17 protein-coding genes and 1 pseudogene are annotated in these 21,584 nt (G+C 72.6%); 10 read left to right on the plus strand and 8 right to left on the minus strand.

What is annotated here, in order from left to right; genetic code table 11:
* The first annotated feature begins 3 nt into the window (after window positions 1-3).
* Together EFK10_RS41260 and EFK10_RS41265 are read left to right on the plus strand one after the other, a co-directional pair.
* A complete protein-coding gene (locus tag EFK10_RS41260) occupies window positions 4-1,227 on the plus strand; it encodes an ROK family protein (protein WP_127360784.1) in 1,224 nt (407 codons plus the stop codon).
* Between the two features lie 296 nt (window positions 1,228-1,523).
* A pseudogene (locus EFK10_RS41265) lies at window positions 1,524-2,378 on the plus strand (zinc-binding dehydrogenase); the annotation flags it as partial.
* Between the two features lie 19 nt (window positions 2,379-2,397).
* On the opposite strand, the gene EFK10_RS41270 reads toward EFK10_RS41265, so the two are convergent.
* Window positions 2,398-3,285 (minus strand): DUF2797 domain-containing protein, encoded by an 888-nt coding sequence (locus EFK10_RS41270; RefSeq protein ID WP_127360785.1) that lies wholly within the window; start codon window positions 3,283-3,285, stop codon window positions 2,398-2,400.
* Window positions 3,286-3,531: 246 nt separating this feature from the next.
* On the opposite strand from EFK10_RS41270, the gene EFK10_RS41275 reads away from it, so the two are divergent.
* Genes EFK10_RS41275 through EFK10_RS41285 form a run of 3 tightly spaced genes read left to right on the plus strand, consistent with a single transcriptional unit; the run spans window position 3,532 to window position 7,123 of the window.
* A complete protein-coding gene (locus EFK10_RS41275; protein WP_127360801.1) occupies window positions 3,532-3,813 on the plus strand; it encodes an SHOCT domain-containing protein in 282 nt (93 codons plus the stop codon).
* Window positions 3,810-4,562, plus strand: a complete 753-nt coding sequence (locus tag EFK10_RS41280) for an ABC transporter ATP-binding protein (RefSeq protein ID WP_127360786.1) — start codon at window positions 3,810-3,812, stop codon at window positions 4,560-4,562. Before EFK10_RS41275 ends, EFK10_RS41280 begins: the two co-directional genes overlap by 4 nt.
* Window positions 4,559-7,123 carry an ABC transporter permease gene (locus EFK10_RS41285; protein ID WP_127360787.1) on the plus strand — a complete coding sequence of 855 codons (2,565 nt, stop codon included), beginning with the start codon at window positions 4,559-4,561 and terminating at the stop codon, window positions 7,121-7,123. Before EFK10_RS41280 ends, EFK10_RS41285 begins: the two co-directional genes overlap by 4 nt.
* A gap of 56 nt (window positions 7,124-7,179) precedes the next feature.
* Here EFK10_RS41285 and EFK10_RS41290 read toward each other — a convergent pair whose 3' ends face one another.
* Together EFK10_RS41290 and EFK10_RS41295 are read right to left on the minus strand one after the other, a co-directional pair.
* Complete coding sequence (locus tag EFK10_RS41290) at window positions 7,180-7,716, minus strand: ATP-binding protein (protein ID WP_127360788.1); 537 nt, start codon at window positions 7,714-7,716, stop codon at window positions 7,180-7,182.
* Between the two features lie 180 nt (window positions 7,717-7,896).
* On the minus strand, window positions 7,897-8,205 hold the full coding sequence (locus EFK10_RS41295) for a hypothetical protein (protein WP_127360789.1): 309 nt from the start codon (window positions 8,203-8,205) through the stop codon (window positions 7,897-7,899).
* Window positions 8,206-8,282: 77 nt separating this feature from the next.
* Between EFK10_RS41295 and EFK10_RS41300 the strand changes: the two genes are divergently transcribed.
* The 3 genes from EFK10_RS41300 to EFK10_RS41310 all read left to right on the plus strand — a co-directional run bounded on the left by EFK10_RS41300 (window position 8,283) and on the right by EFK10_RS41310 (window position 12,182).
* Window positions 8,283-9,407 carry a PLP-dependent cysteine synthase family protein gene (locus EFK10_RS41300; protein WP_127360790.1) on the plus strand — a complete coding sequence of 375 codons (1,125 nt, stop codon included), beginning with the start codon at window positions 8,283-8,285 and terminating at the stop codon, window positions 9,405-9,407.
* Window positions 9,408-9,527: 120 nt separating this feature from the next.
* Window positions 9,528-10,901, plus strand: a complete 1,374-nt coding sequence (locus EFK10_RS41305; RefSeq protein WP_127360791.1) for a hypothetical protein — start codon at window positions 9,528-9,530, stop codon at window positions 10,899-10,901.
* A 78-nt stretch (window positions 10,902-10,979) separates the two neighbouring features.
* Window positions 10,980-12,182, plus strand: coding sequence for a hypothetical protein (locus EFK10_RS41310; RefSeq protein ID WP_127360792.1), 1,203 nt, complete (start codon window positions 10,980-10,982; stop codon window positions 12,180-12,182).
* A gap of 286 nt (window positions 12,183-12,468) precedes the next feature.
* Here EFK10_RS41310 and EFK10_RS41320 read toward each other — a convergent pair whose 3' ends face one another.
* Window positions 12,469-13,293, minus strand: coding sequence for a DeoR/GlpR family DNA-binding transcription regulator (locus EFK10_RS41320; RefSeq protein WP_127360793.1), 825 nt, complete (start codon window positions 13,291-13,293; stop codon window positions 12,469-12,471).
* 219 nt (window positions 13,294-13,512) lie between these two features.
* On the opposite strand from EFK10_RS41320, the gene EFK10_RS41325 reads away from it, so the two are divergent.
* Window positions 13,513-15,780, plus strand: a complete 2,268-nt coding sequence (locus EFK10_RS41325) for a hypothetical protein (RefSeq protein ID WP_127360802.1) — start codon at window positions 13,513-13,515, stop codon at window positions 15,778-15,780.
* Here EFK10_RS41325 and EFK10_RS41330 read toward each other — a convergent pair.
* The 4 genes from EFK10_RS41330 to EFK10_RS41345 form a co-directional block, all read right to left on the minus strand.
* The gene (locus EFK10_RS41330; protein WP_127360794.1) at window positions 15,750-18,149 is read right to left on the minus strand and encodes a right-handed parallel beta-helix repeat-containing protein; all 2,400 of its coding nucleotides are present in this window, start codon (window positions 18,147-18,149) and stop codon (window positions 15,750-15,752) included. The genes EFK10_RS41325 and EFK10_RS41330 overlap by 31 nt on opposite strands.
* A 148-nt stretch (window positions 18,150-18,297) precedes the next feature.
* A complete protein-coding gene (locus tag EFK10_RS41335) occupies window positions 18,298-18,897 on the minus strand; it encodes an Rv1733c family protein (protein WP_127360795.1) in 600 nt (199 codons plus the stop codon).
* A 127-nt stretch (window positions 18,898-19,024) separates the two neighbouring features.
* Window positions 19,025-19,861, minus strand: a complete 837-nt coding sequence (locus EFK10_RS41340; RefSeq protein ID WP_127360796.1) for an MOSC domain-containing protein — start codon at window positions 19,859-19,861, stop codon at window positions 19,025-19,027.
* A gap of 32 nt (window positions 19,862-19,893) precedes the next feature.
* The gene (locus EFK10_RS41345) at window positions 19,894-20,394 is read right to left on the minus strand and encodes a DUF6643 family protein (protein ID WP_127360797.1); all 501 of its coding nucleotides are present in this window, start codon (window positions 20,392-20,394) and stop codon (window positions 19,894-19,896) included.
* 311 nt (window positions 20,395-20,705) lie between these two features.
* Here EFK10_RS41345 and EFK10_RS41350 point away from each other — a divergent pair.
* On the plus strand, window positions 20,706-21,584 hold an 879-nt coding region (locus EFK10_RS41350; RefSeq protein WP_407647244.1), incomplete at its 3' end, for a glycosyltransferase family protein.

Consider the following 21,584-nt stretch of genomic DNA (forward strand, 5'->3'; position numbering starts at 1 on the left):
AGGGTGACCCAGACTCGGACAAGGTTGGAGAGGGGCCGCGGCGCTCTCGGCCCCGCGCTCGCCCTCGTGCACACCGGGCGCGCGCCGACGCGCGCCGTCCTGACCGCCGAACTCGGCGTGACCCGTGCGACGGCGGGCGCCGTCGCCGCCGAGCTCGAGGCACTCCGGCTGATTCGGGTCGACACCCGCCCCGGCGGCCCGGCCGGCGCCCAGGGCCGGCCCTCGCACCGCCTCGAGGTCGACCCCGAAGGCCCCGTTGTTCTCGCTGCCCAGGTGCACTCCGACGGCTTCCGCGCCGCCCTCGTCGGCCTCGGCGGGCACGTCGTGGCCACCGCCCCCGGCTGCATGACTGTGCCCGCCGACCCGGCGCACGTCCTCGGAGCGGTCGTCGACGCCGGGGCGGGACTGCTGCGCGACACGGGGCGGACCTGCGTCGGCGCCGGCCTCGCCGTGCCCTCCGCCGTCGCCCAGCCCGAGGGCACCGCCCTCAATCCGCTGCACCTCGCCTGGCCGGCCGGCGCGCCGGTCCTGGACATCTTCACCGAGCAGATCGCCCGGGCCGGCATCACCGGGCCCACCGGCGCCCCCGTCACCTGCTTCGTCGGCAACGACATCAACCTCGGCGCCCTCGCCGAGCATCGCCACGGCGCCGGCCAGTGCGCCCAGGATCTGCTGGTCGTCGCCACCGGGCACCGCGGCGTCGGCGGCGCCCTCGTCCTGGACGGCCGGCTCCACACCGGCAGCTCCGGACTCGCCCTGGAAGTCGGCCACTTCACCGTCAACCCCGAAGGCCGCCCTTGCCACTGCGGCGGCCGCGGCTGCCTCGACGTCGAGGTCGACCCGCTCGCCTTCCTCGAAGAGGCCGGCCGCACCCCCGGCCCGGCGGGCTCCCTCATCGAACAGGCCACCGCCCTACTCCGCGAGGAGTACGCCGACCCCTCCGTACGTGCCGCTGCCCGTGCCCTCATCGACCGCCTCGGCCTCGGACTGGCCGGCCTCGTCAACGTCCTCAACCCCGACCGCATCCTCCTCGGCGGCCTCCACCGTGACCTGCTGGAGGCCGACCCCGACCGCCTGCGCGCCGTCGTCGCCGACCGCAGCCTGTGGGGCCGCAGCGGCAGCGTCCCGCTGCTGGGCTGCGCCCTGGACCACAACAGCCTCGTCGGCGCTGCTGAGTTGGCGTGGCAGCCGGTCCTGGACGACCCGCTCGGGGTGCTGGTCGGGTGACGCGGCTGACTAGATCAGCTCGTCCAGCTTGTCGAGACTCCGAGCCCAGCCTTCGTGGTGAGGAGCGTGGGGCGGCTCAGCGGCGAAGTCGCCCTGGGTGAGGACCAGTTCGGTCGATGTACCGCCGATATCGCGCGAGTTCCTGCGGCTCGGTCAAGCTCCAGAAAACGGCCTGGCTCGGTGCGCGGAAGACCCGCCGCACTTCGAAGAAGACATCGAGATCGACCACCGCACCTATTCCGTAGCTCGCGATCTCGCTGGTCAGGGGCGCGTTTCCCGCCCGGCCTGAAGGCCGGGATTCCCACGCAAGGAGAGAGATGGACCAGGGCGGCTGGGATCTCCACGCGCCCCTCGAAGGGCGCTCCATCGGGCGGGTCGTCGACTCCCGAGCCCCGGAACTGGCGGTCGGGTAGCTGGACTTCCACCGCCACGCCTGGCGTACGCATGCCGTCGTCACTGCCGCCGATGCCCGCGTCCTGACCCAGTACGCGGACGTACCGCTCAGCGCCCACCTCGGCATCCTCGGCGGTACCGGACTCTCCGCGTACGTCGGGCTGACCCGGGTGGCGCGGCTGCAGCCCGGTGAGGACATCTTCGTGTCGGCGGCGGCAGGGGCGGTCGGCAGCGCGGTCGGCCGGATGGCCCGGTTGCTCGGCGCGGGCCGGGTGATCGGCAGCGCCGGATCGGCGGCGAAGGTGAAGCACCTCACGGAGGAGCTCGGCTTCGATGCCGCCTTCGACTACCGGTCCGGCCCGGTGAGCGAACTGCTGGCCCAGGCCGCCCCGGAGGGCATCGACGTCTACTTCGACAACGTCGGCGGCGACCACCTCGAGGCGGCGATCGGATCGCTGCGCGAATACGGCCGGATCGCCTGGTGCGGCGCCGTCGCGCAGTACAACAGCCTGGACGCGCCACCCGCCGCCCCGCGCAAACTCTGTGACGTCGTCGGCAAGAGCCTGCGCCTCGAAGGCTGCCTGGTCGCCAACCACGGCGACGCACGGGAGGAGTTGGAGCGGTTCGTCGTGCCGCACATCCAGTCCGGGCGAGTGGTGTCGGACGAGACCGTGGTGGACGGCTTCGAGCACACCGTCGAGGCCTTCCTGGGCATGCTCAGGGGCGAGAACACCGGGAAGATGCTCGTCCGTCCCGCCCCCTGGCGAGCGCCGCCCCTCAGAACAGCGGCTCGGCGGAGTCGGCTGGCGGTTGCAACGGCCGGGCCGGCGCCACGTGCTGGCCGGGCGTGGGACGGGTCAGCGCCCAGCCCGAGGCGAGGTGGGCGTCGAGCAGCACGGTGCCCTCGGCGGTGTCCACGTACAGGTCGCTGCCCGCAGCCGCCCGCAGCACGCCGTCGACCGCCGTCCCGGGGGCCAGCTCCGTCACCAGGGCCGCCGGTCGCGGCGGATCCGGCGCCAGCCCGAAGACGGCGGCTTGGTCGATGACTTCGTACGGAAGCGGGCTCAGCGTTTCCCGCCAGGCGGGTACGGCCGCCGCCGCGTCGTACACCGCACGCAGCTCCGCCGCCCGGGTCGCCGAGGGCGGCAGGGCCATGCGCGCCGCCCGCTTCGCCGGGGCCGATACGCGGTCCGGGATGCCCAGCGCCGTACCCAGGACGGATTCCGCGCGCCGGGCGGCCATCAGGGGGCCCCGGCCGAGGAAGGTGAAGCAGACGGCGGCCTGTTCGAGCAGCCGGGCGTGGCCGCGCGCGGCGCCCGTGATGCCGACCTTGCACAGGCCCGGCCCGAACCAGGCCAGGTAGACGGCATACGGTCGCGGGTCGTCCAGCTTGGTGTCGGCCGCCACGGACTGCGACCGGTCCAGCGCCGCGCACGCCTCGCACTGGTCCCGCCGCCCCGCCCCCGGCACCGCCGCCGAGCGCGGACACGCCGTCCACCGCCCCGAACGCCACACCCCCACGCATCTGCGCACCTCCCCCTCCGGCACCGCCAGCGCCACCGCCCCGCCCAGCCGCAGCGGACTGCTCCGCTCACCCTGGCGCGGGTGCCACCACGTCCACGCCGGACCGCCCTCCGCCCACCGCAGACCTGTGCATCGCCACATGATCGCAAGGCTAGGGGGAGGCAGTGACAAGCGGCCTTCTTCGTGGCCGGGGTCGCTGCAGGCGTGCCCCACTTCCTCTTTTTTGTGGGCTCGGTTCGCCCGGGGCGTACCCCCTGCGGAGTAGGCGCGGTGTCGCTTGCCGTACGACGACTTGTGAGACCTCGGAGACCACGCTCGGTGATGTCGGAAATTGCACATCACTACACGCATCACCGGAGGAGACGAGTACTCATGGACGCCATCGCAATGACCACGCTCGCCGACCATTGGGACGGACCCGGGCCATGGATTCTGTTCTTCCCGCTTGTATGGGCGGCCGTCGTCGTGGGCATCGGCTTCTTCCTGCGCCGCACTGTGTGGCGGGGCCGGGGCCCGTGGCAGCATCGGGCCGCGCATGGCGAGCATTCGCCGATCGCGGTGCTGGGACGCCGGTTCGCGGCGGGGGAGATCGACGAGGACGAGTACTGGCGCAGGCTGTCGGTGCTGGACGAGCAGTTCGGGCGCTATGCGAAGGGCGTGGAACGATGACGGCGGCCGCGCGCGTCGTGGATGCCGTGAAGGTGTACGGCGGTGGGGATGCCGAGGTCCGGGCGCTGGACGGGGTCACGGCGGAGTTTCCGGCCGGGCGGTTCACGGCGATCATGGGGCCGTCGGGGTCGGGGAAGTCCACGCTGATGCACTGCGCCGCAGGGCTGGACACGCTCAGCTCGGGGTCGGCGTTCATCGGCGGTACGGAGTTGGGGGCGCTCGGGGACCGGCAGTTGACGCTGTTGCGCCGGGAGCGGATCGGCTTTGTGTTCCAGGCCTTCAATCTGCTGCCGACGCTCACCGTCGCCGAGAACATCACGCTTCCGCAGGACCTGGCCGGCACCCGCGCCGACGACGACTGGGTGGACGCCCTCATCGACGTCGTAGGGCTGCGCGACCGGCTTCTGCACCGCCCGAGTGAGCTGTCCGGCGGCCAGCAGCAGCGGGTGGCGGTGGCACGGGCGTTGGCGGGGCGGCCGGAGGTCGTCTTCGCCGACGAGCCGACCGGGAACCTCGACTCGCGTTCCGGCGCGGAGGTGCTGGAGTTGCTGGGCAGGGCGGTGCACGGGATGGGCCGCACGGTCGTCATGGTCACGCATGATCCGGTTGCGGCCGCGCATGCCGACGAGGTGGTCTTTCTCGCCGACGGGCGGCTGGTGGACCGGATGGCGGATCCGACCGCCGAGAAGGTGCTCGACCGGCTGAAGGCCTTCGACGGCGCCGCCGGTGCGAAGGAGGTCGTGTCATGAGAGCCGTCGGCACCTCTCTGAGGCTCAGCCGCTCCTCCCTGCGTGCTCACAAGCGGCGGTTCGCCGGGACCTTTCTGGCGGTCTTTCTCGGGGTGTCGTTCCTGGCCGGGACGATGGTCATGGGGGACACCCTGCGGGCGAGCTTCGACACGTTGTTCACCAACGCCTACAGCGGTACCGATGTCGTCGTCCGCAGCGCCGACGTCATCACCGTCTCCGGTCAGGGGCAGGGCACCCGCGAGCCGGTGAGCACCGAACTGCTCGGCAAGCTGGAGGCCGTCCCCGGTGTTGCCGCCGTCGCGCCGGACGTCCAGGGCGCGGGGCAGCTCATCGGCAGCGACGGCAAGCCGGTCGGCGGTCAGGGGCCGCCCACGCTCGCGGGCAACTGGATCGCGGACGCCGGGCTCAATCCGTACGCACTCGCCGAAGGCCACGTGCCCGCCGCGCACGGCCAGGCGGTCATCAACCGTGGCGCTGCCAAGAAGGGCGGGCTGCACATCGGCGACACGACCACCCTGCGCACGCCGGACCCGGTCCGGGTCACCGTTGTCGGCATCGCGACGTTCGGCGGGGAGGACGGCATGGGTCAGACGACCTTCACCGGCCTGACCCGCGCCGACGCGGAGCGGTATCTCACGCCGAAGGCGGGGGAGGCCTCGACCATCCTCGTACGGGCCGGGCCGGGGGTGAGTCAGCGGCAACTCGCCGACCGGGTCGGCCAGGTGCTTCCGAAGGGGATTGAGGCGATCACCGGGCAGCAGGCCACGAACGAGAACCTGGACATGGTCTCCGGCCGTTTCCTGACACTCTTCACCACCCTGCTCACGGTCTTCGCCGGAATCGCCCTCCTGGTGGCGACCTTCAGCATCCACAACACCTTCGCCATCGTCGTCGCCCAGCGCACCCGCGAGAACGCGCTGCTCAGGGCGCTCGGCGCGTCCCGCCGTCAGGTCCTCGGCCAGACCCTCGCCGAGGCGGTCGCGGTCGCCCTCGTGGCCTCGGTCGCGGGTCTGTTGGGCGGAATCGGCATCGCCGCCGGCCTCCAGGCGCTCTTCCCGGCCGTCGGCTTCCCCTTCCCCGCCGGTTCTCTCGTCCTCGGCGCGACCGCTCTGGCGGTGCCACTCGCGGTCGGCCTGGTCGTGTGCGTCGGCTCCGCGCTGCTGCCCGCCGTACGGGCCGGGCGCACTGCGCCGCTCGCCGCGCTGCGGGAGACGGCCGTGGACCACTCCGGCGCGTCGCGGTCCCGGGCCGTGCTCGGCGGTGCGGCCTTGGCGGCCGGTGTCGCGCTGACCGTCGCCGGGGCGGGCGGCGGCCGGAACGTCTGGCTGGCGGCCTCGGGGGCGGTGCTGACCGTCGCCGCGTTCGTCGTGCTCGGGCCGGTGGCGTCCTCGTACGCCGTACGGGCCCTGGGCTCGCCGCTCGTAAGGCTGCGCGGGGTCACCGGGGCACTGGCCAGGCGCAATGCGCTGCGCAGCCCGAAGCGGACAGCGGCAACCGCCACCGCCCTGATGATCGGGGTGACCGTGGTGTCGCTCTTCACGGTCTTCGGTGCCTCGCTCAAGGCGACCATGGACCAGACCGTGTCCCGTTCCTTCGCCGGCGATGTCGCGATCAGCGCCCCCGTGCGCGGCGCGGGCGGCACCGGGCTCAGCCCCAAGCTGGCGCCTGCCGTGGCGAAGCTGCCCGAGGTGCGGACCGCCGTCGGGCTCGGCGGGGGTGTGGCGACGGTCGACGGCGGCGGCCGTCAACTCACCGTCACCGACCCGGCGGCGCTGTCGCGGGTGCTGGACCTGGGGACGGTCGACGGATCACTCGCGGCGCTCGGCGGCGACGGCATCGTGGTCTCGCGCACCGAGGCCGACAAGCACGGCTGGCACCCCGGCAGCAGCATCCCGCTGGCCTTCGCGGACGGTGACCGGCGGACCTTCACGGTCAGGGCGGTCTACGGGGAATCCGGCCTGGCGGGAAGCTACGTCATCACCCGCGCCGCCTGGGCCCCGCACCGCGTTCAGGACTCCGACACCCTCGTCGCGGTCTCCTTCCGCGCCGGCGTCGGCACGGACCGGGGCAAGGCGGCGGTCGAGCAGGTGGCCAGGTCGTACGGCAATCCGGATGTGCAGACCCGCAGCGAGTACGCGGCGTCGTCGGCGGCCGGGGTCGACATGTTCCTGACGCTCATCTACGCGCTGCTCGCGCTGGCCGTGGTGATCGCCCTGCTCGGCATCGCCAACACGCTGACCCTCGCCGTCCACGAACGCACCCGCGAGCTGGGACTGCTGCGTGCCGTGGGCCAGACCCGGGCGCAGCTGCGGGCGATGGTGCGCTGGGAGTCGGTGCTCGTCGCGGCCTTCGGTACGGTCGGCGGGCTCGGGCTCGGCGGCTTCCTCGGCTGGGCGCTGGTCAGGGCCTCCGACAGTGCCGGTACGGGTGCCTTCGCGGTGCCGCTGGTGCAACTGGCGGTGGTGCTGCTGGTCGGGCTGGTCGCCGGGGTGCTGGCCGGGTGGCGCCCGGCGCGGCGCGCGGCGGGCCTGGACGTGCTGAGGGCCATCGCCGCGGAGTGAGGTCCGCGTTGATGGCCCGTCAGCGGAGGTGGCTCAGGTGCCAGGCGCTCGCGCGCTCAGACCAGGGCCACCTCAGGCACCCGGGCCGGCTTGCGAGCCGGTGCCGGGGCGGATGCGATGGCGACCGCCGGCCGCAGGACGGTTTTGCGCACGGCAGCGGACAGCGGTTCGGCCAGCGACCGGCGCGGGGCGGGAGCCTCGGCGCGCAGCGTGAACCACACCACCTTGCCGCCGTGGGGCACCGCTTCGGTACCCCAGCTGTCGCTCATCGACACGACCATGGCGAGCCCCCGGCCGCAGGTGGCGAGCGGTTCGAAGTCGCGCACCCTCGGCAGGCGCGGATCGCTGTCGGCGACCGCGACGGTCAGCCACCCCGAGATGTAGGTCAGCTCGACCTGACACTTCTTGTCCGGCCGGGCGTGCCGGTGGACATTGGCGAGCAGTTCGGTGATACCCAGCAGCGTGTTGTCGATGAGCGGTTCGAGCCGCCAGTAACGCAACTGCGCGGCGACGATCCGTCGTACCTGCTGGATCCGGGACGGCAGTGCCTCCAACTCAAGGGCGCACTGTCGGGTGGTGGCTTCGGTGATCACGGCTGCGACTCCCTCCGCGGTGGGGGCGCTTCCCTGAAATCGGGGACGTCCCCGCCCGCATGGAATGGGAACACCTTTTTGCGGGATTGCTCAGAGCGACTGCTGCAGTACTCCGTGATGCCTCTCCAGGGTCACCCCGATGGCGGTGAACCGCAACTCACCGAAATTGATCAGCGACTCTCAGTGTTGTACTACCTGCTGCCGGGCCCGGTCCAGGGCTTCCAGGAAGCGCGAGACCGAAGCGGCGCCCTGGCGGCGCAGGGTCAGCAGGTAGCCGGTGCCGTTGACGGTCGCGAGGGCGCGGCGACGCAAGGAGAAAGGCGTACGGATCGCGTGTACGTCCTCCACCGGGGCGCTGTCGATCTCCCGCCCCCGGCTGGTCAGCAACACCAGCCTGCCGTCACGGATCAGGACCTGTCCCGCCCGGGTCAGCGAGCTGAGCCGCCGCCCGATTCGTACCCCTGTCGCACTGAACTCCGGCTCAGCCATGGTCCACCCCCACCTCCGTGTCAGACCAGTCTGCCGTGTTCGCGCCGCCTTCCACCAGCCTGCCTATGATCGGGACCATGCAGCAGACAGACATCGGCGACTGTACGGCGACCATCGATGTGAACCGGGCCGACCCCGGCTACCGCGCCTGGCTCAAGGAAGCGGTCCGCAAGGTTCAGGCCGACGCCAACCGCTCCGCCGACACGCACCTGCTGCGCTTCCCGCTCCCCGAGGCATGGGGCGTCGACCTCTACCTCAAGGACGAATCGACCCACCCGACCGGCAGCCTCAAGCACCGGCTCGCCCGCTCGCTCTTCCTGTACGGCCTCTGCAACGGCTGGGTCCGCCCTGGAAAGCCGGTCATCGAGGCGTCCAGCGGCTCGACGGCCGTCTCCGAGGCGTACTTCGCGCAGCTCATCGGCGTGCCCTTCATCGCGGTGATGCCGCGCACGACCAGCCCCGAGAAGCAGCGCCTCATCGAGTTCCAGGGCGGACGCTGCCACCTCGTCGACGACCCGCGCACCGTGTACGACGTCTCCGCCCGCCTCGCCGAGGAGACCGGCGGCCATTACATGGACCAGTTCACGTACGCCGAGCGGGCCACCGACTGGCGCGGCAACAACAACATCGCCGAGTCGATCTACCAGCAGCTGAGCAAGGAACGGCACCCCTGCCCCGCCTGGATCGTCGCCACCGCCGGGACGGGCGGCACCTCGGCGACCATCGCCCGCTATGTCCACTACATGCAGCACGACACCCTCGTCTGCGTGCCCGACCCGGAGAACTCCTGCTTCTTCGAGGGCTGGGTGAGCGGTGACGCCGACGTCTCCTGCGACCGCGGCTCACGTATCGAAGGCATCGGCCGGCCGCGCATGGAGCCCAGCTTCGTGCCCGGCGCCATCGACCGCATGATGAAGGTGCCCGACGCCGCCTCCATCGCCGCCGTGCGAGCCCTCGACCGGGCGATGGGGCGCAAGGCGGGGGCCTCGACCGGGACCGGGCTGTGGAGCAGCTTCAAGATCATCGCGGAGATGCTGGAGACCGGGCGGACCGGCAGCATCGTCACGCTCATCTGCGACCCCGGCGAGCGCTACCTCGACAAGTACTACTCCGACGTCTGGCTCGCCGGACAGGGCCTGGACATCGCGCCGTACGCGACCGCGATCGACGGCTTCCTCGCGACCGGGACCTGGCCGGCCTGACCGCCTTTCGGTTCTTTTCCGTGTCTCGTTCCGTGTCTCGTTCCGTTCTGTTACAGCGCGGCTACCTGGAAGCCGCCGGATCACCACCCTCCGGTCCACGTGCGCTCCTAACGTCCACACATGACGATGTCCCAGGTCGCGCCTTCGGCAGTCGCACCGGAAGCCGAGCGGCAACAGCCCGCGGCTGCGCCGCCCCCGGCCCGGGCGCCGAGACCGGCCCGGCGCCATCGGCTCACGCCGCCCGCACGGCTCGCCGTCGAGACCGCTGCCGCCCTGCTGGCCCTGGCCGCCCTCTGCGTCGGCGCGATCCTGGGCGCGGTGTCCGTACGCGCCGACACGGCCGACCTCCGTGTCGGCGTGGCCCAGCGCGCCTCCGTCGCCGCCGAACTGCGCTTCGCCCTCGCCGACCTGGACGCCCAGCGCGCCGACCAGCTCGTCCCCGGCCACGCCGCCGCCGACCCCGACGTGCTCGTCGGCAACCGTCTGCTCGCCCTCATCACCGCCCAGCAGCGCCGCCGCGAGATCAGCGCCCTGCTCCGCGAACTCGGCTCCGACACCTCCCAGGCGGAGCGCGTACGCGGCCTCCTCGACGCCCTCGGCCGCTACGACGACGCCTCGGGCCGGGCCGGTTACGCCGACGAGCAGCAGCCCGACCGTGCCGCGGGCCACCCGCCCGCCGTGGCCGTCGCCCTCTCCGCCGAGGCCGGCGACATCATGCGCACCGACCTGCTGCCGACGGCCGAGGCGTTGACCCGCACCTACAACGCCCAAGCCGTACGCCTTGAAGGCACCGCCCACGCCGCTGCCGTGCGCGCCGCGATCACCGTGGGCTGCCTCGGCGTCCTCGCCCTGGTCGTCCTCGTGTGGTGGCAGCGGCAACTCGGCCGCCGGTACCACCGCGTGGTCAACCTGGCGCTGCTGGTCGCCACTTGTGCCGTCCTCGCGGTCACCCTCACCGGAGTCGTCTCGTTCGTCTCCGCCGCCACCGACCTGGAAACCGCCGCGAGCCAGGGGCTCCAACCCTGGTCGCGCCTTGCCGAAGCCCGCGCCGTGGCCGCCGATGCCGCCGCCAGCGAGAGCCGCTGGCTGGTCGACGACAGCGGCTCGGCCGCCCAGCAGCGCGCCCGCTTCGCCGCCCTCACGGGCCGCCTCGACACGCTCCTCGCCCCGGCCGCGTACGGCGACGTGCGCGCCCGCTACCAGCACTTCCGCGCCGACGACCGCGAGCTCCAACGCCTGCTGGCCGCAGGCCGTCTCGACTCCGCCGCCGCGCTCCTCACCAACGTCTCCCGCGGCAACGTCGCCTTCGACTTCTGGGACTTCGCCACTTCCCTCGACCGCTTCGCCGCCCAGCAGGAGTCCGTGGCCCTGGACCACATCTCCGCCGCCCGCTCGGGTCTCGACGCCTGGCCCGCCGTCCCGGCGGCCGCGCTCGGCCTGGCGGCGGCGCTGGTTCTGGCGGGTGTCCGGCCCAGGTTCGCCGAGTACCGGTGAGGTTTGTGTGCCTTGTGGGGAACTTGCGTTCCGTGTACAAAGATTTCAATTTCGATCACTTTCCCTGAGAGACCGGCCATGACCACGACGCCCCCGCCCTCGGACGATCAGCCGTCCATACCCGACGATGTCTGGGACCAGTTCGTCCGCGACACCGAGTCCGACATCCGTGCCTCCGCCCCCAAGGAGCCCTCCGCACGGGCCCGCATGGTCACCGAACGGCTGAGGCAGCAGGACGCGCAGGAAGCGCGAGAGGCCAAAGGGCGTAAGGCCAAACAGGCCAAGCAGGCCAAGTCCGCAGCTGAGCCCCCAGGCTGGCGCACGGGGCCCGCCTGGCAGGAGGCGGACGACCGCGCCGCCCGTAAGCGCCGCCGGCTCGGTCTCCTCGGCGTGCTGCTGACGGTCGGGTTGCTCGTGATCGTCCTCAACCCGTCCCGCGCGCTGTCCCTGCTGCCCGGCCGCTCCAGTACCTCGTCCGAGGGCGGGACCGCCACTCTTCCCCCGGAGACGGCGCAGCCCAGCACCGCCCCCTCCGAGGAGGCGTTCCCCGACACCCCGACCCTCAAGGAGCCCTTCCTCGGTTCCCCGGCGGTGCAGTACGCCGACGGCGCTGCCGGCATCGAGCTGCCGAAGGCCAAACCGGTCGGCCAAATGACGCTGGACCAGGTCGACTTCGCGCTGCGCAAGACCAAGGAGTTCCTGGTCGACTCCAACCTGAACCCCGCCACCCTCCGGGGCGCCCGGCCCGAGACCGCCCTCAGCCTCATCGACCCCCGTCAGGCCGACTGGCTTCGCGGCGTCGACGCCGCCTTCAAGAAGCCCGGTAAGAAGCAGGACCCCCTCTGGTACGCCACCCGCTACAACCCCACCGAACTCAAGCTCGTCGGCGACATCGTCAAGACCCGCGGCCGCATGACCTTCAAGGAAGGCAAATACGGCTCCGTCGCCGTCCACGCCGACTACACGTTCGTCTATCCCTTCACCAAGGCCGCCGCGGGCTCCACCGAGGTCTCTCGCACCATCGTCCGCCGCGTCCTCGACGTCGAGGTGATCGACCCCGTCCGCTACAAGGTCACCGCGGGCAAGCTGACGATGGTCTCCTACAACCAGGACACCGGTAACACCGCCTGCGACGTCTACGACGGCTATCTGCACCCCGCCTTCGCGTCCGACGCCGCCACTGGCTCGCCCGCGACCGGCCCGACCACGGACCCGTACGACCGCAGCAAGGACATAACGACCCAGAGCGACGGGAAGTGCGGGACGGTCTCCCGGAGTTGAGTCACCGCGAGCCGGCCAGCCACCGGTCCAGCCGGCGGGCCGCCGTGCGGAAGGTGTGTCCCACGCCGGGGCGCGCCAGGCGCAGGGCGGTCCGGAAGGCGGGGGAGCCGTCGGCGGCGAAGGTCCACTGGAGGCGGGTGCCGGAGGAGGGCGGAGGAGAGGGCCCACTCCTCCAGGAGGGCTCGCAGGCCGGGGGCGTTGGTGGCGTCGGCGAGCGGACGAAGTCCGGGCTGACCGGGAGCGCGGGGCGAAGTGGGCGGCCATGCCCACAAACCGTACCTGACGGCTAGTCAGATGTGGTGGTCTCGCCGGCGACGATGAGCTCCGAGAGGTGCTCGGCGATCTCCGCCCGCAGCACCTCGGGAATGCCGGCGTCCGTGACGAGGGTGTCGACGTCCTCCAGAGCGGCGAAGGAACTCAGGCCCACCGTGCCCCACTTGGTGTGGTCGGCGATGACGATGACACGGCGCGCGGAGCGGACGAACTGGCGGTTGGTCTCCGCCTCGGCGAGATTCGGGGTCGACAGACCCGCCTCGACCGAGATGCCGTGGACGCCCAGGAAGAGCAGGTCGAAGTGGAGGGAGCCGATCGCGCGGTCCGCGACCGGGCCGACCAGGGAGTCCGACGGAGTGCGTACGCCGCCGGTCAGGACGACCGTGGCGGCGCCCTCCCGCGCTCCCGGGCGGCGCGAGGCGGTGTGGAAGACGTCGGCGACCCGGACCGAGTTGGTGACGACGGTCAGATCGGGGACGTCCAGCAGCCGGTGCGCCAGGGCGTAGGTGGTCGTGCCGCCTGAGAGGGCGATGGCGCTGCCGGGCGTGACCAGCCGGGCCGCGGCGCGCGCGATGGCCTCTTTGGCGCCGAGTTCGAGGCTGGACTTCACCTCGAAGCCGGGCTCGTGGCTGCTGGCCTCGACGACGGGGACGGCGCCGCCGTGCACCTTCTCGACGACGCCCTGACGTGCCAGGGCGTCCAGGTCGCGGCGGACGGTCATGTCCGAGACGCTGAGCTTGCGGGTCAGCTCGTTGACACGGACACCGCCGCGCCGCCGGACCTCGTCCAGGATCAGCGCGCGGCGCTGCTCCGCGAGCAGGTTCTGGTTGTCGCTCACCCGAGGTCCCGTCCCATCCGCTGGTCGTCTGATGCGCTGTCGGCTGCCGAGCCGCTGCCATCCTTCCATGGCCGGGCGGCCCCGGCGGAGGCCGGGGGCGCCCGGTATGGTCTGTCCCACATGCCACGGGGGCATCACGATTCTGTGCGCCTTCTGCAAGGGGGCGATCACACCGCGCTACGGATGGGAATGCTGACCGTACGGGGGAAGGCGGTCGGGATGCGGTCGGACACCAACACGGACACCGGTACGGGCACGGCACCCGGCGGAAGCGAGCCGCTCGCGCTGGAGCTGCTCGTCCACGGCGTCGGCGGCACCACCCCGCAGGCCATGCTGAACGACCCCCGGATCACCCGGGTCTCCGGGGACGACACGGCGGGTATCTACCGCCGCACCGAGGACGCGGACGCGGAACGCCGCCCGGCCGCCTACCGGGGCAAGCCGGTGCCGGACGCCTACTCCTGGTGCAATCTCACCTCCGGCGACGGCAGCCGGGCGCTGTGGCTGCTTCTGCTGCCCTTCATGGTGGCCAACCTCGCCCACTGGATGCGGCCTCCGTCCAACAGCGCCGGGCTCCGGCGGACGTACGAGATGCTGCTGCGGCTGGTGTCGCTCAGCCTCACGGTGCTGCTGGTCGCCGGGGCGTGCGAGGTCGCGATGGATCTGGTGGCCTGGCAGTGCGCCGGGGTGCCGGTGTGCGCGAGCAGCAAGAGCTGGCTGGGCTTCCTGCCGGCGGGCGAGCCCGGGCTGCGGCTGGTGATCGGGGCGGTCGTGCCGGTGGGACTGACCGGGCTGCTGTGGTGGCTTTCGCGGCGCACCTGGTACGCGTACGAGTCCCAGAAACCGCTCCCCACCGGCGCGCCGGAGCCGCGGCAAGTCGACCCGGCCTCGCCGCTGGCGCTGCCCGGCTTCTGGTACGGCCGGCGGCTGGTCGCCCGGCTGCGGGCCGCCCACACCGCCGCCGGGCTGCTGACGGTGGCGGCCGCGCTGCTCGTGCCGCCGCTGCGCCGCGACACACAGGCCGCCGTGGGCTGGACGCTGGCCGGGGCGGTGATCGCGGTCGCGCTGGTCACGGTCGCGGTGGCGGCGGTCGCAGGCCGCAGTGAGAGCCATATCGACGAGGTGATCGACCACCTGCCGTCCCGCCTGCTGTACATCGGCTCGCAGGCGGTGCTGGTCGCCTCGGCAGCGTACGCCGGATGGCACCGCACCGGCTGGCACTCCAGCGGGCGGCTCCCGGCGGCGGCGGCTTTCGGCGGGCTGACGCTGCTCCAGGGGGTGCTGCTCCTCGGGCTCGCCGTGACCGCCTGGCTGATGTGCGCGCCCGAGAAGGGCACCGCCCTGCGCGGGCTCGGCGGACCGGCGGTGGCATTGCTGGCCTGCGCCCTGGCCGGAGTGCTGACCGGCGGGGTGGCGCAGCGGGTGGCGGACTGGCTCGACAAGGGGGCGACGCCGGGGATGCAGGGGAGCCCCATCGCTGGGCCGCCGGTGCTGCTGTCGTGGCAGGCGTCGATCATTCCGGTGCTGATCGTCGTGGTGGCCCTGGTGGCGGCCGTGGAGGCCCGGCGGCTGTGGCGGGTGACCCGGGACCTGACGCCCGAGATCGAGGCGGACTACCCGGGCGAGCCCCACGACAGCGCCCGCACCCGGCAGATCGCCCGGGCACGGGCCATGGCGGGCCTCACCGACCGTACGCCGCTCCTGGTCGGGGTGATCGCGGCCATGTCCTTCGTGCTCGGCGCCGCCACCCTCGCCGGCGCGTGGGTGAGCGACGCGGTGCCGGGCCAAGCCACCCTGACCTGGCCATGGATCTGCCACCCGCTCGCCGAGTCGGCGCAGGCCGTCGGCTCCTGGCTGGTCGGCGCGGGCGTGGTCGCCCTGGTCACCCTGGGCCGCCGCGCCTACCGGGACGCCGGGGCACGCCGCACCATCGGCATCCTCTGGGACGTCGGCACCTTCTGGCCGCGCGCGGCCCACCCCTTCGCGCCGCCCTGCTACGCCGAGCGGGCGGTGCCCGACCTGACCTGGCGGATGACCACCTGGACCGAGACCTACGCTGGCCGCATCATCCTCTCCGGGCACTCCCAGGGCAGCGTCCTCGCCGCCGCGGCCGCCTGGCAGCTCGACCCGCGGACCCGGGGCCGGGTCGCCCTGCTGACCTACGGCTCGCCGCTGCACCGGCTCTACGGCCGCTGGTTCCCGGTGTACTTCGGCCGCGAGGCCCTGGACTCGCTCCACGACGACCTGCACGCCTGGCGGAACCTGTGGCGGCGTACGGATCCGATAGGCGGCCCGGTCGGCGTACGCGACGTCGACAGGGAACCGCTCCTCGACCCGGCGGCGTACGGCCGGGACGTCGACCACCCGCTGCCGACCCCGCTCCTGGCGCACTCCGACTACCAGGTCGACCCGGCCTTCGCCGCCGAACGCACCATGCTGCTCGTGCGGTTGCCGATTCAGGACAGCGCCGGGATGTCCTCCGGGTAGAGCAACTGCAGCTCCTCATGGCTCGGCTCGGCGACATGCGCGAGCCGTCCGGCGTGGCGTTCGACCATCGCCTCGAAGGTCTGCCGGGCGGTGCGGCCGTTGCCGAAGGCGGGGCCCTTGGGGATGGCCATGAAGTACTTCAGCAGGGCCTCGCCCGCGTCGTCGGCCAGCTGGTACTGGTGCTCCTCGGCCTGCGAGCGGACGATCCGCAGCAGCTCCTCGGGCGAGTAGTCGCCGAAGGTGATGGTGCGCGAGAAGCGCGACGCGACACCGGGGTTGGAGGCGAGGAACCGTTCCATCTCGGCGGTGTAGCCGGCCACGATGACGACGACCGCATCGCGGTGGTCCTCCATCAGCTTCACCAGCGTGTCGATCGCCTCGCGCCCGAAGTCACGGCCCGAGTCCTCAGGCGCCAGCGCATAAGCCTCGTCGATGAACAGCACCCCGCCGCGCGCCCGGTCGAAGGCCTCCTGCGTACGGATCGCGGTGGACCCGATGTGCTCGCCGACCAGGTCGACACGGGCGACCTCGACCAGGTGGCCGCGCTCCAGCACGCCGAGCGAGGCCAGGATCTCGCCGTAGAGCCGGGCCACGGTGGTCTTGCCGGTGCCGGGGGAGCCGGTGAAGACCAGGTGGCGGCGGAGCCCCGGCGCCTTGAGGCCGGCCTCCTGGCGGCGGCGGCCGACGGCGATCAGGTCGATGAGGGTGCGCACCTCACGCTTGACGCTCTCCAGGCCGACCAGCGCGTCGAGTTCGGCCAGCACGTCGTCCGACTCCCGGGCCGGCTCTGGCGCGGGCTCGGCGGCGCGCTGCTCGGGCACCCCGCCCAGCAGGCCGTACGACTGGGCCGCGGGCTGCCGTTCGGGCGCCGGGACGGGTGGCAGGGCGATCTGGACGGTGGTCTCGCCGCTGTGGTCCCCGGAGCAGTCCTCCGTCACCGGGCCGGGCTCGGCGAACTCGTAGCCGCCTCGCGCACAGCGCTCCGTACGGCACCGGGTCAGGGTGGAGCGGCAGCCGTCGATGATGTGGAAACCGTAGCTGCGGCTGCCCGTGACCCGGCAGCCGGTGAAGGTGCCGCGGCCGCCCGCCGAGACGTAGAAGCCGGCCTCGCCGGCGTTGGTGACCGTACAGCGCTCGACGGTCGGGTCGGCGCCCTTGGTGACGATGACGCCGGTCTGGACGTCGTCGATGGTGCAGGCTGCCAGCGTGCCGCCGCTGCCGTGGTCCCGGAACCAGGCGCCGGTGGCGGCCTCGCGGATCCGGCAGTCGTCCAGCTGGACGACGGCGCCGTCGCTGACGGACACGGCGGTGTTGCGGACCTGGGAGATGTCGGTGTCGACGACATCGGCGCGCGAGCCCCGGTCCAGCACGAACAGGGCGTCGGGGACGTCGCGGACGCGGCAGCTGTCCAGTATCGCGGCGGCGCCGTCGCTCACCCAGACCGCCGGGTAGTCGCCCTGGCTCTCGTGGATCTCGCACTGGTTGGCGTCCGCGCGGGTGCCCGGGTCCCACACCGACAGGCCGTTGCGGCCGAAGCGGCGGACGGTGCTGCGGGTCAGCGTCAGCACGGACCGGGACCGCAGGTCGATGGCGTTCTCGGGGATGTCGTGGATGTCGCAGTCGGAGAGGGTCAGTACCGCGTCCGTATCGAGTGTGATGCCGTCGCCGGTCGTGCGGTGCACCTGGCAGTCGGTGAGGTGCCCGGCCGCGCGCGAGGCGACCTGCACTCCGGTGCCCTTGACCTCGTAAACCTCACAGCCGACGGCCTCGGCGGCCGTGCCCTCGCCGGTCAGCGACAGGCCGGCGCCGTTGGCGTTGTGGATCCGGCAGCGCTCCAGGCGGGGCGAGGCACCGCCGCGTACGGAGAAGCCGGTCTGGCCCGCCGCCACCACCTCGACGTCCTCGAACAGCCCGCCGGAGGACTCGAGAACGCTGATGCCGAGCCCCGCCGGATTGTCCACGGTGCAGTGCCGCACGGTCGGCCGGGCGCTGTCCCGCACCTCTATGCCGACCGCCGAACGGGTGACGACCCGCAGGCCCGACAGCTCGGGGGCCGAGCCCTCGATGAGCAGGGCGGCGGCGGAGGTGTCCTGGCCCTCGATGGACAGGTCCTGCACGGTCGCCGAGGCACGTACGGTCAGGGCGACCCCGCCCGCCGGGGCGATCCGTACCGAGCCGGGGCCCTCGGCCCCGCGCAGCGTTATGGCCCGCTGGACGACCAGGTTCTCCCGGTAGGTGCCCGGGTTGATCGAGAGCACGTCCCCGTCGCCGGCGGCCTCCAGGGCCGCGGCCAGGGTCTCGTACTCTCCCGTGCGGCGGCGCCACCGCGAAGAGCTGGTGTGCGTCACCTGAACCACGCCCTGTGCCATTGGGATGCTTTGCCCCACCCTCTTGCTTGCGTTGCGCTGTTGACCGGGGGACCGGGGCAACCACCGTAGCGTGCGCGGAGCGTGCGCCAGCACCGAGCCGGGCATGGATCACCTGATGGGTGCGGTCCGGAGCGGGGCAGCACGGGCCCTAGGCTCTGCCCGCGCGGCCCCAGTCCTGGCCTGCCGCCTCCCACTCGCGCTCCCACTCCGCGAGCCGCCGTCGCATCAATTGCCACAGCAGCATCTGCCGTGCCACCAGTAGCAGCACGGTCGCGACCACGAAGGCCCCCATACCAGCGAGCGCAGCATGGGTCGCCGCGGCCGCCGGGTCCAGGGGAGCGGGCATCGCGCGGCCCTGGCGGTCGATCCAGATGCGGACCGTGTCGCCCTTGCCCTTGTTGACCGGGATATGGACCGGGCCGGTGATTTTCGTGCCGTCGGGGGCGGTCCAGCGTGCGACGGCGTTGCGCCGCTCCTGCCGTACCTGCCCGGAGTCAGGATCCGTCAGGGCGATCTCGCGCGGCCCGGCCTTGAGCACCAGCGCCGGCACAACGCTGCGCTCGCTGCGCTGCGCCCGTACGGTGTGCTGCAACGCGCCGTTCACCAGCGAACCCGTCGCCCAGCCGGCCGCGGGGGCGCCCAGAACGATGACGATCGCGGCGATCAGGCCGGCCCAGGTCTCGAGCACGTCCGAACGCCGACGCAGGGGATTGCGCCGCCACTTCCACAACCGCACCCTCGTACCCACGGGCTGCACCCCCTTCACCGTCCAAGTACCGCATACGGCGGGGCTCATACGCCTCGAAGGCCGGTCGTACGAGGGCGAAATCACGCCCGTGACGACAGGCCGGCCGTGGCACGGCCTTGGGACGCCTTCAGTCCATAACGAACAACGCGTCACCGACCCGAAGTGTTCCGGGGTGCTCCGGAATCAGATTCTGTCCGAACACCAGTTGCCCACCGACGCGGCGGTGCCGGGCCAGCGTGCGCAGCGGCTCCCTGCCGCGCTCGCCGGTCCGCTGGTCGGTCGTGGTGATGACGCAGCGCCCGCAGGGCTTGACCACGCGGAAGGCGACCTCGCCGATCCGGATCCGGCGCCAGCCGTCCTCGGCCCAGGGCGCGGTCCCGTCGATCACCGCGTTCGGCCGGAACCTGTCCATCGGCAGCGGGCCCTCGGCGGACCGGTCACCGCGGGCGATCAGCGAGTTGAGGGCGTCGAGCGAACCCGTGGTGGTGAGCAGAAGCGGAAATCCGTCCGCGAAGTTCACCGAGTCGCCGGGCAGCGCGAACTCCGGATCGACCGGACGGCGCCGTGCCGGGTCGTCCAGATACACCAGCGCCGCCTCGGTCCCCAGATACGCGCTCAGCCAGGCGGCGGCCGCATCCCCCGCGGGAACGGCCTCCACCTTGTCGCCCCACACCGTGACCGGCACGGTCGCACCGGAAAGCGGCGCCGTCACCGGCACGGGCACCGTCAGCACCTCGCGCCCCGGGCCGCCGAGCCGCAGACCCCCGTCCTGCGTCGGCTCGGCGTCCACCAGCGCCAGCTCCGGCCGTTCCCGCTGCGTGACGAACCGCCCCATGGCGTCGACCACCATCCACCGCCGGTCCCCGGCGAGCCCCCACGGCTCGACGCCCACCTCCTTGGGTGCCCGTCCGCGGAACGATTTCACGGGGTAGATGTGCAGTGCACTCAGGCGCGGTGTCGTCATGACGTCATCGTGCCAGCGGCCGGTCGGCCACCTCAGCCCTGGTAGTAGCCCTGGCCGAGATTGCGCCGCTGGTACGGCTGCTGCTCCTCATAGCCGCCGGGCTGCGCCGGGCGCGGAGGCTGCGGGCGGGGCGCCGCCGGGCGCGCCGCCTCGTAGCCCGCCGGGCCCTGGTACTGGCCCTGCGGCTGCTGCTGGTACCCGCCGTTGTACGGAGCCCGCTGGGCCGTGGCCTGCTGCGGGATGTACGGGGCGGGCGCCTGCTGCAGCGGCGGCTGCTGCTGGTATCCGGGCTGGGAGAACCCGTTGTAGGTGCCCTGCGGCGGCGTCTGGTACGACGACGGTCCGGCGGGCAGGGCCGGAAGCGCCGACGGCAGCGCCGGCAGGTTGCTTCCGCTGTCGTAGGCAGACGGAACTCGGATCGGTGCGATCTGAGGGGTGCCCCGCTCAGCGACGAGGCTGTCGTAGATGGGGGTGTCCGGGAAGAACGGTGACGTGTAGTAGCCACCGCCGTAAGAGCCGCGGGGGGAGGTCATAGCCCATAAGTTAAGCCCACGATGTGCTGGTTGGGGAGAGTGATTAGTAGGTCATTTCATGAGCGGCGAGTGACGGCTGATCCTCAATCTGAGCGAATCAACTAAAAACGGTCGTCACGAGTGGTTTCGATCGCGTAAAAGCCTCCTCATCCGGCGACTTACCCCGTGGCGCGACCCCCCGAGGTGGCCTTGTGTCAACCCGGCGCCACCTCGGTCACCACGAATCCACACGACCACGACGTCACCCTCACGAGTGGCACGGAAACTCCCGAACGCCCCTTACGTGCCGTATTCGTGTGCAACAGTTGCCCATGCGCGTAGCCATGCTGTTCGGCCCCGCAGGTCCCCGGCGCCCGGAGGACTGGCTCAAGGCCGCCGGCACCGTCGCGGACGTGGTCGGCATCGCCTCCGTACCGGAGCTGTCCCTGCCCCCCGTTCCCGGCCTGCCGTACGTAGGCCGTGACCCCGAGCTGCCCCACCGGTACGAGGTGGTGACCGGTGTCGGCCGGCACCTCACCGCGCGCCGCGTCATGGCCCTGCTCCGGATGGAGGCCGCCGAATGCGGCCGCCTCCACGTGCTGCACGCCCATGCGCCCTGCAGCGACGTGCCGGTGCCGTGGCTGGCCGGGGCCGCCCGGATCCCGTACGTCCTCAGCACCGGCGGCCCGCCGCTCACGGGCCGCCTCGCCAGGCGCCGAGCCGGCCGCCTCCACGAGTCGGCGGCCGCTGTGCTCGCCCTGCCGCACCCCGTCGACGCCGAGGCACTGCCGCGGGTGCCGGCGCGGGCCCGGATCCGCCAGGACCCCGTACGGGTCGCGGTGACCGGTGGAACCGAGGACTGGGACGCCCTGGTGCACGCCTTCGCCGAGGCCCACGCGAAGGACGTCCGGCTGCAGCTCCACGTCATCGGCGAACTCCCGGGACCGCGCGGCCGCGCGGCCCTGCTCCACGACCTCGCCCACGCCGACCTGTTCGCCACCGCCCGGGCCTGGGACCTCACCGCCCTCGACGCGCTCTGCTGCGGCACCCCCGTCGTCGGGGCCGACGCCCCCGCCCTCGTCCAGGCCGCCGCGGCCCTCCCGTACCACCGGCCCGACGCCCTCGCCGCCGAGGCCCGGCGCCGCTTCGGCACAGCGGCGGTCGGCGCGCGCCTCGCGGCGGCCTATGCCGAGGCCTGCGCCGGGGCCTAT

The sequence above is a fragment of the Streptomyces soli genome, assembly GCF_003999195.1.
Lineage (GTDB): Bacteria > Actinomycetota > Actinomycetes > Streptomycetales > Streptomycetaceae > Actinacidiphila > Actinacidiphila soli.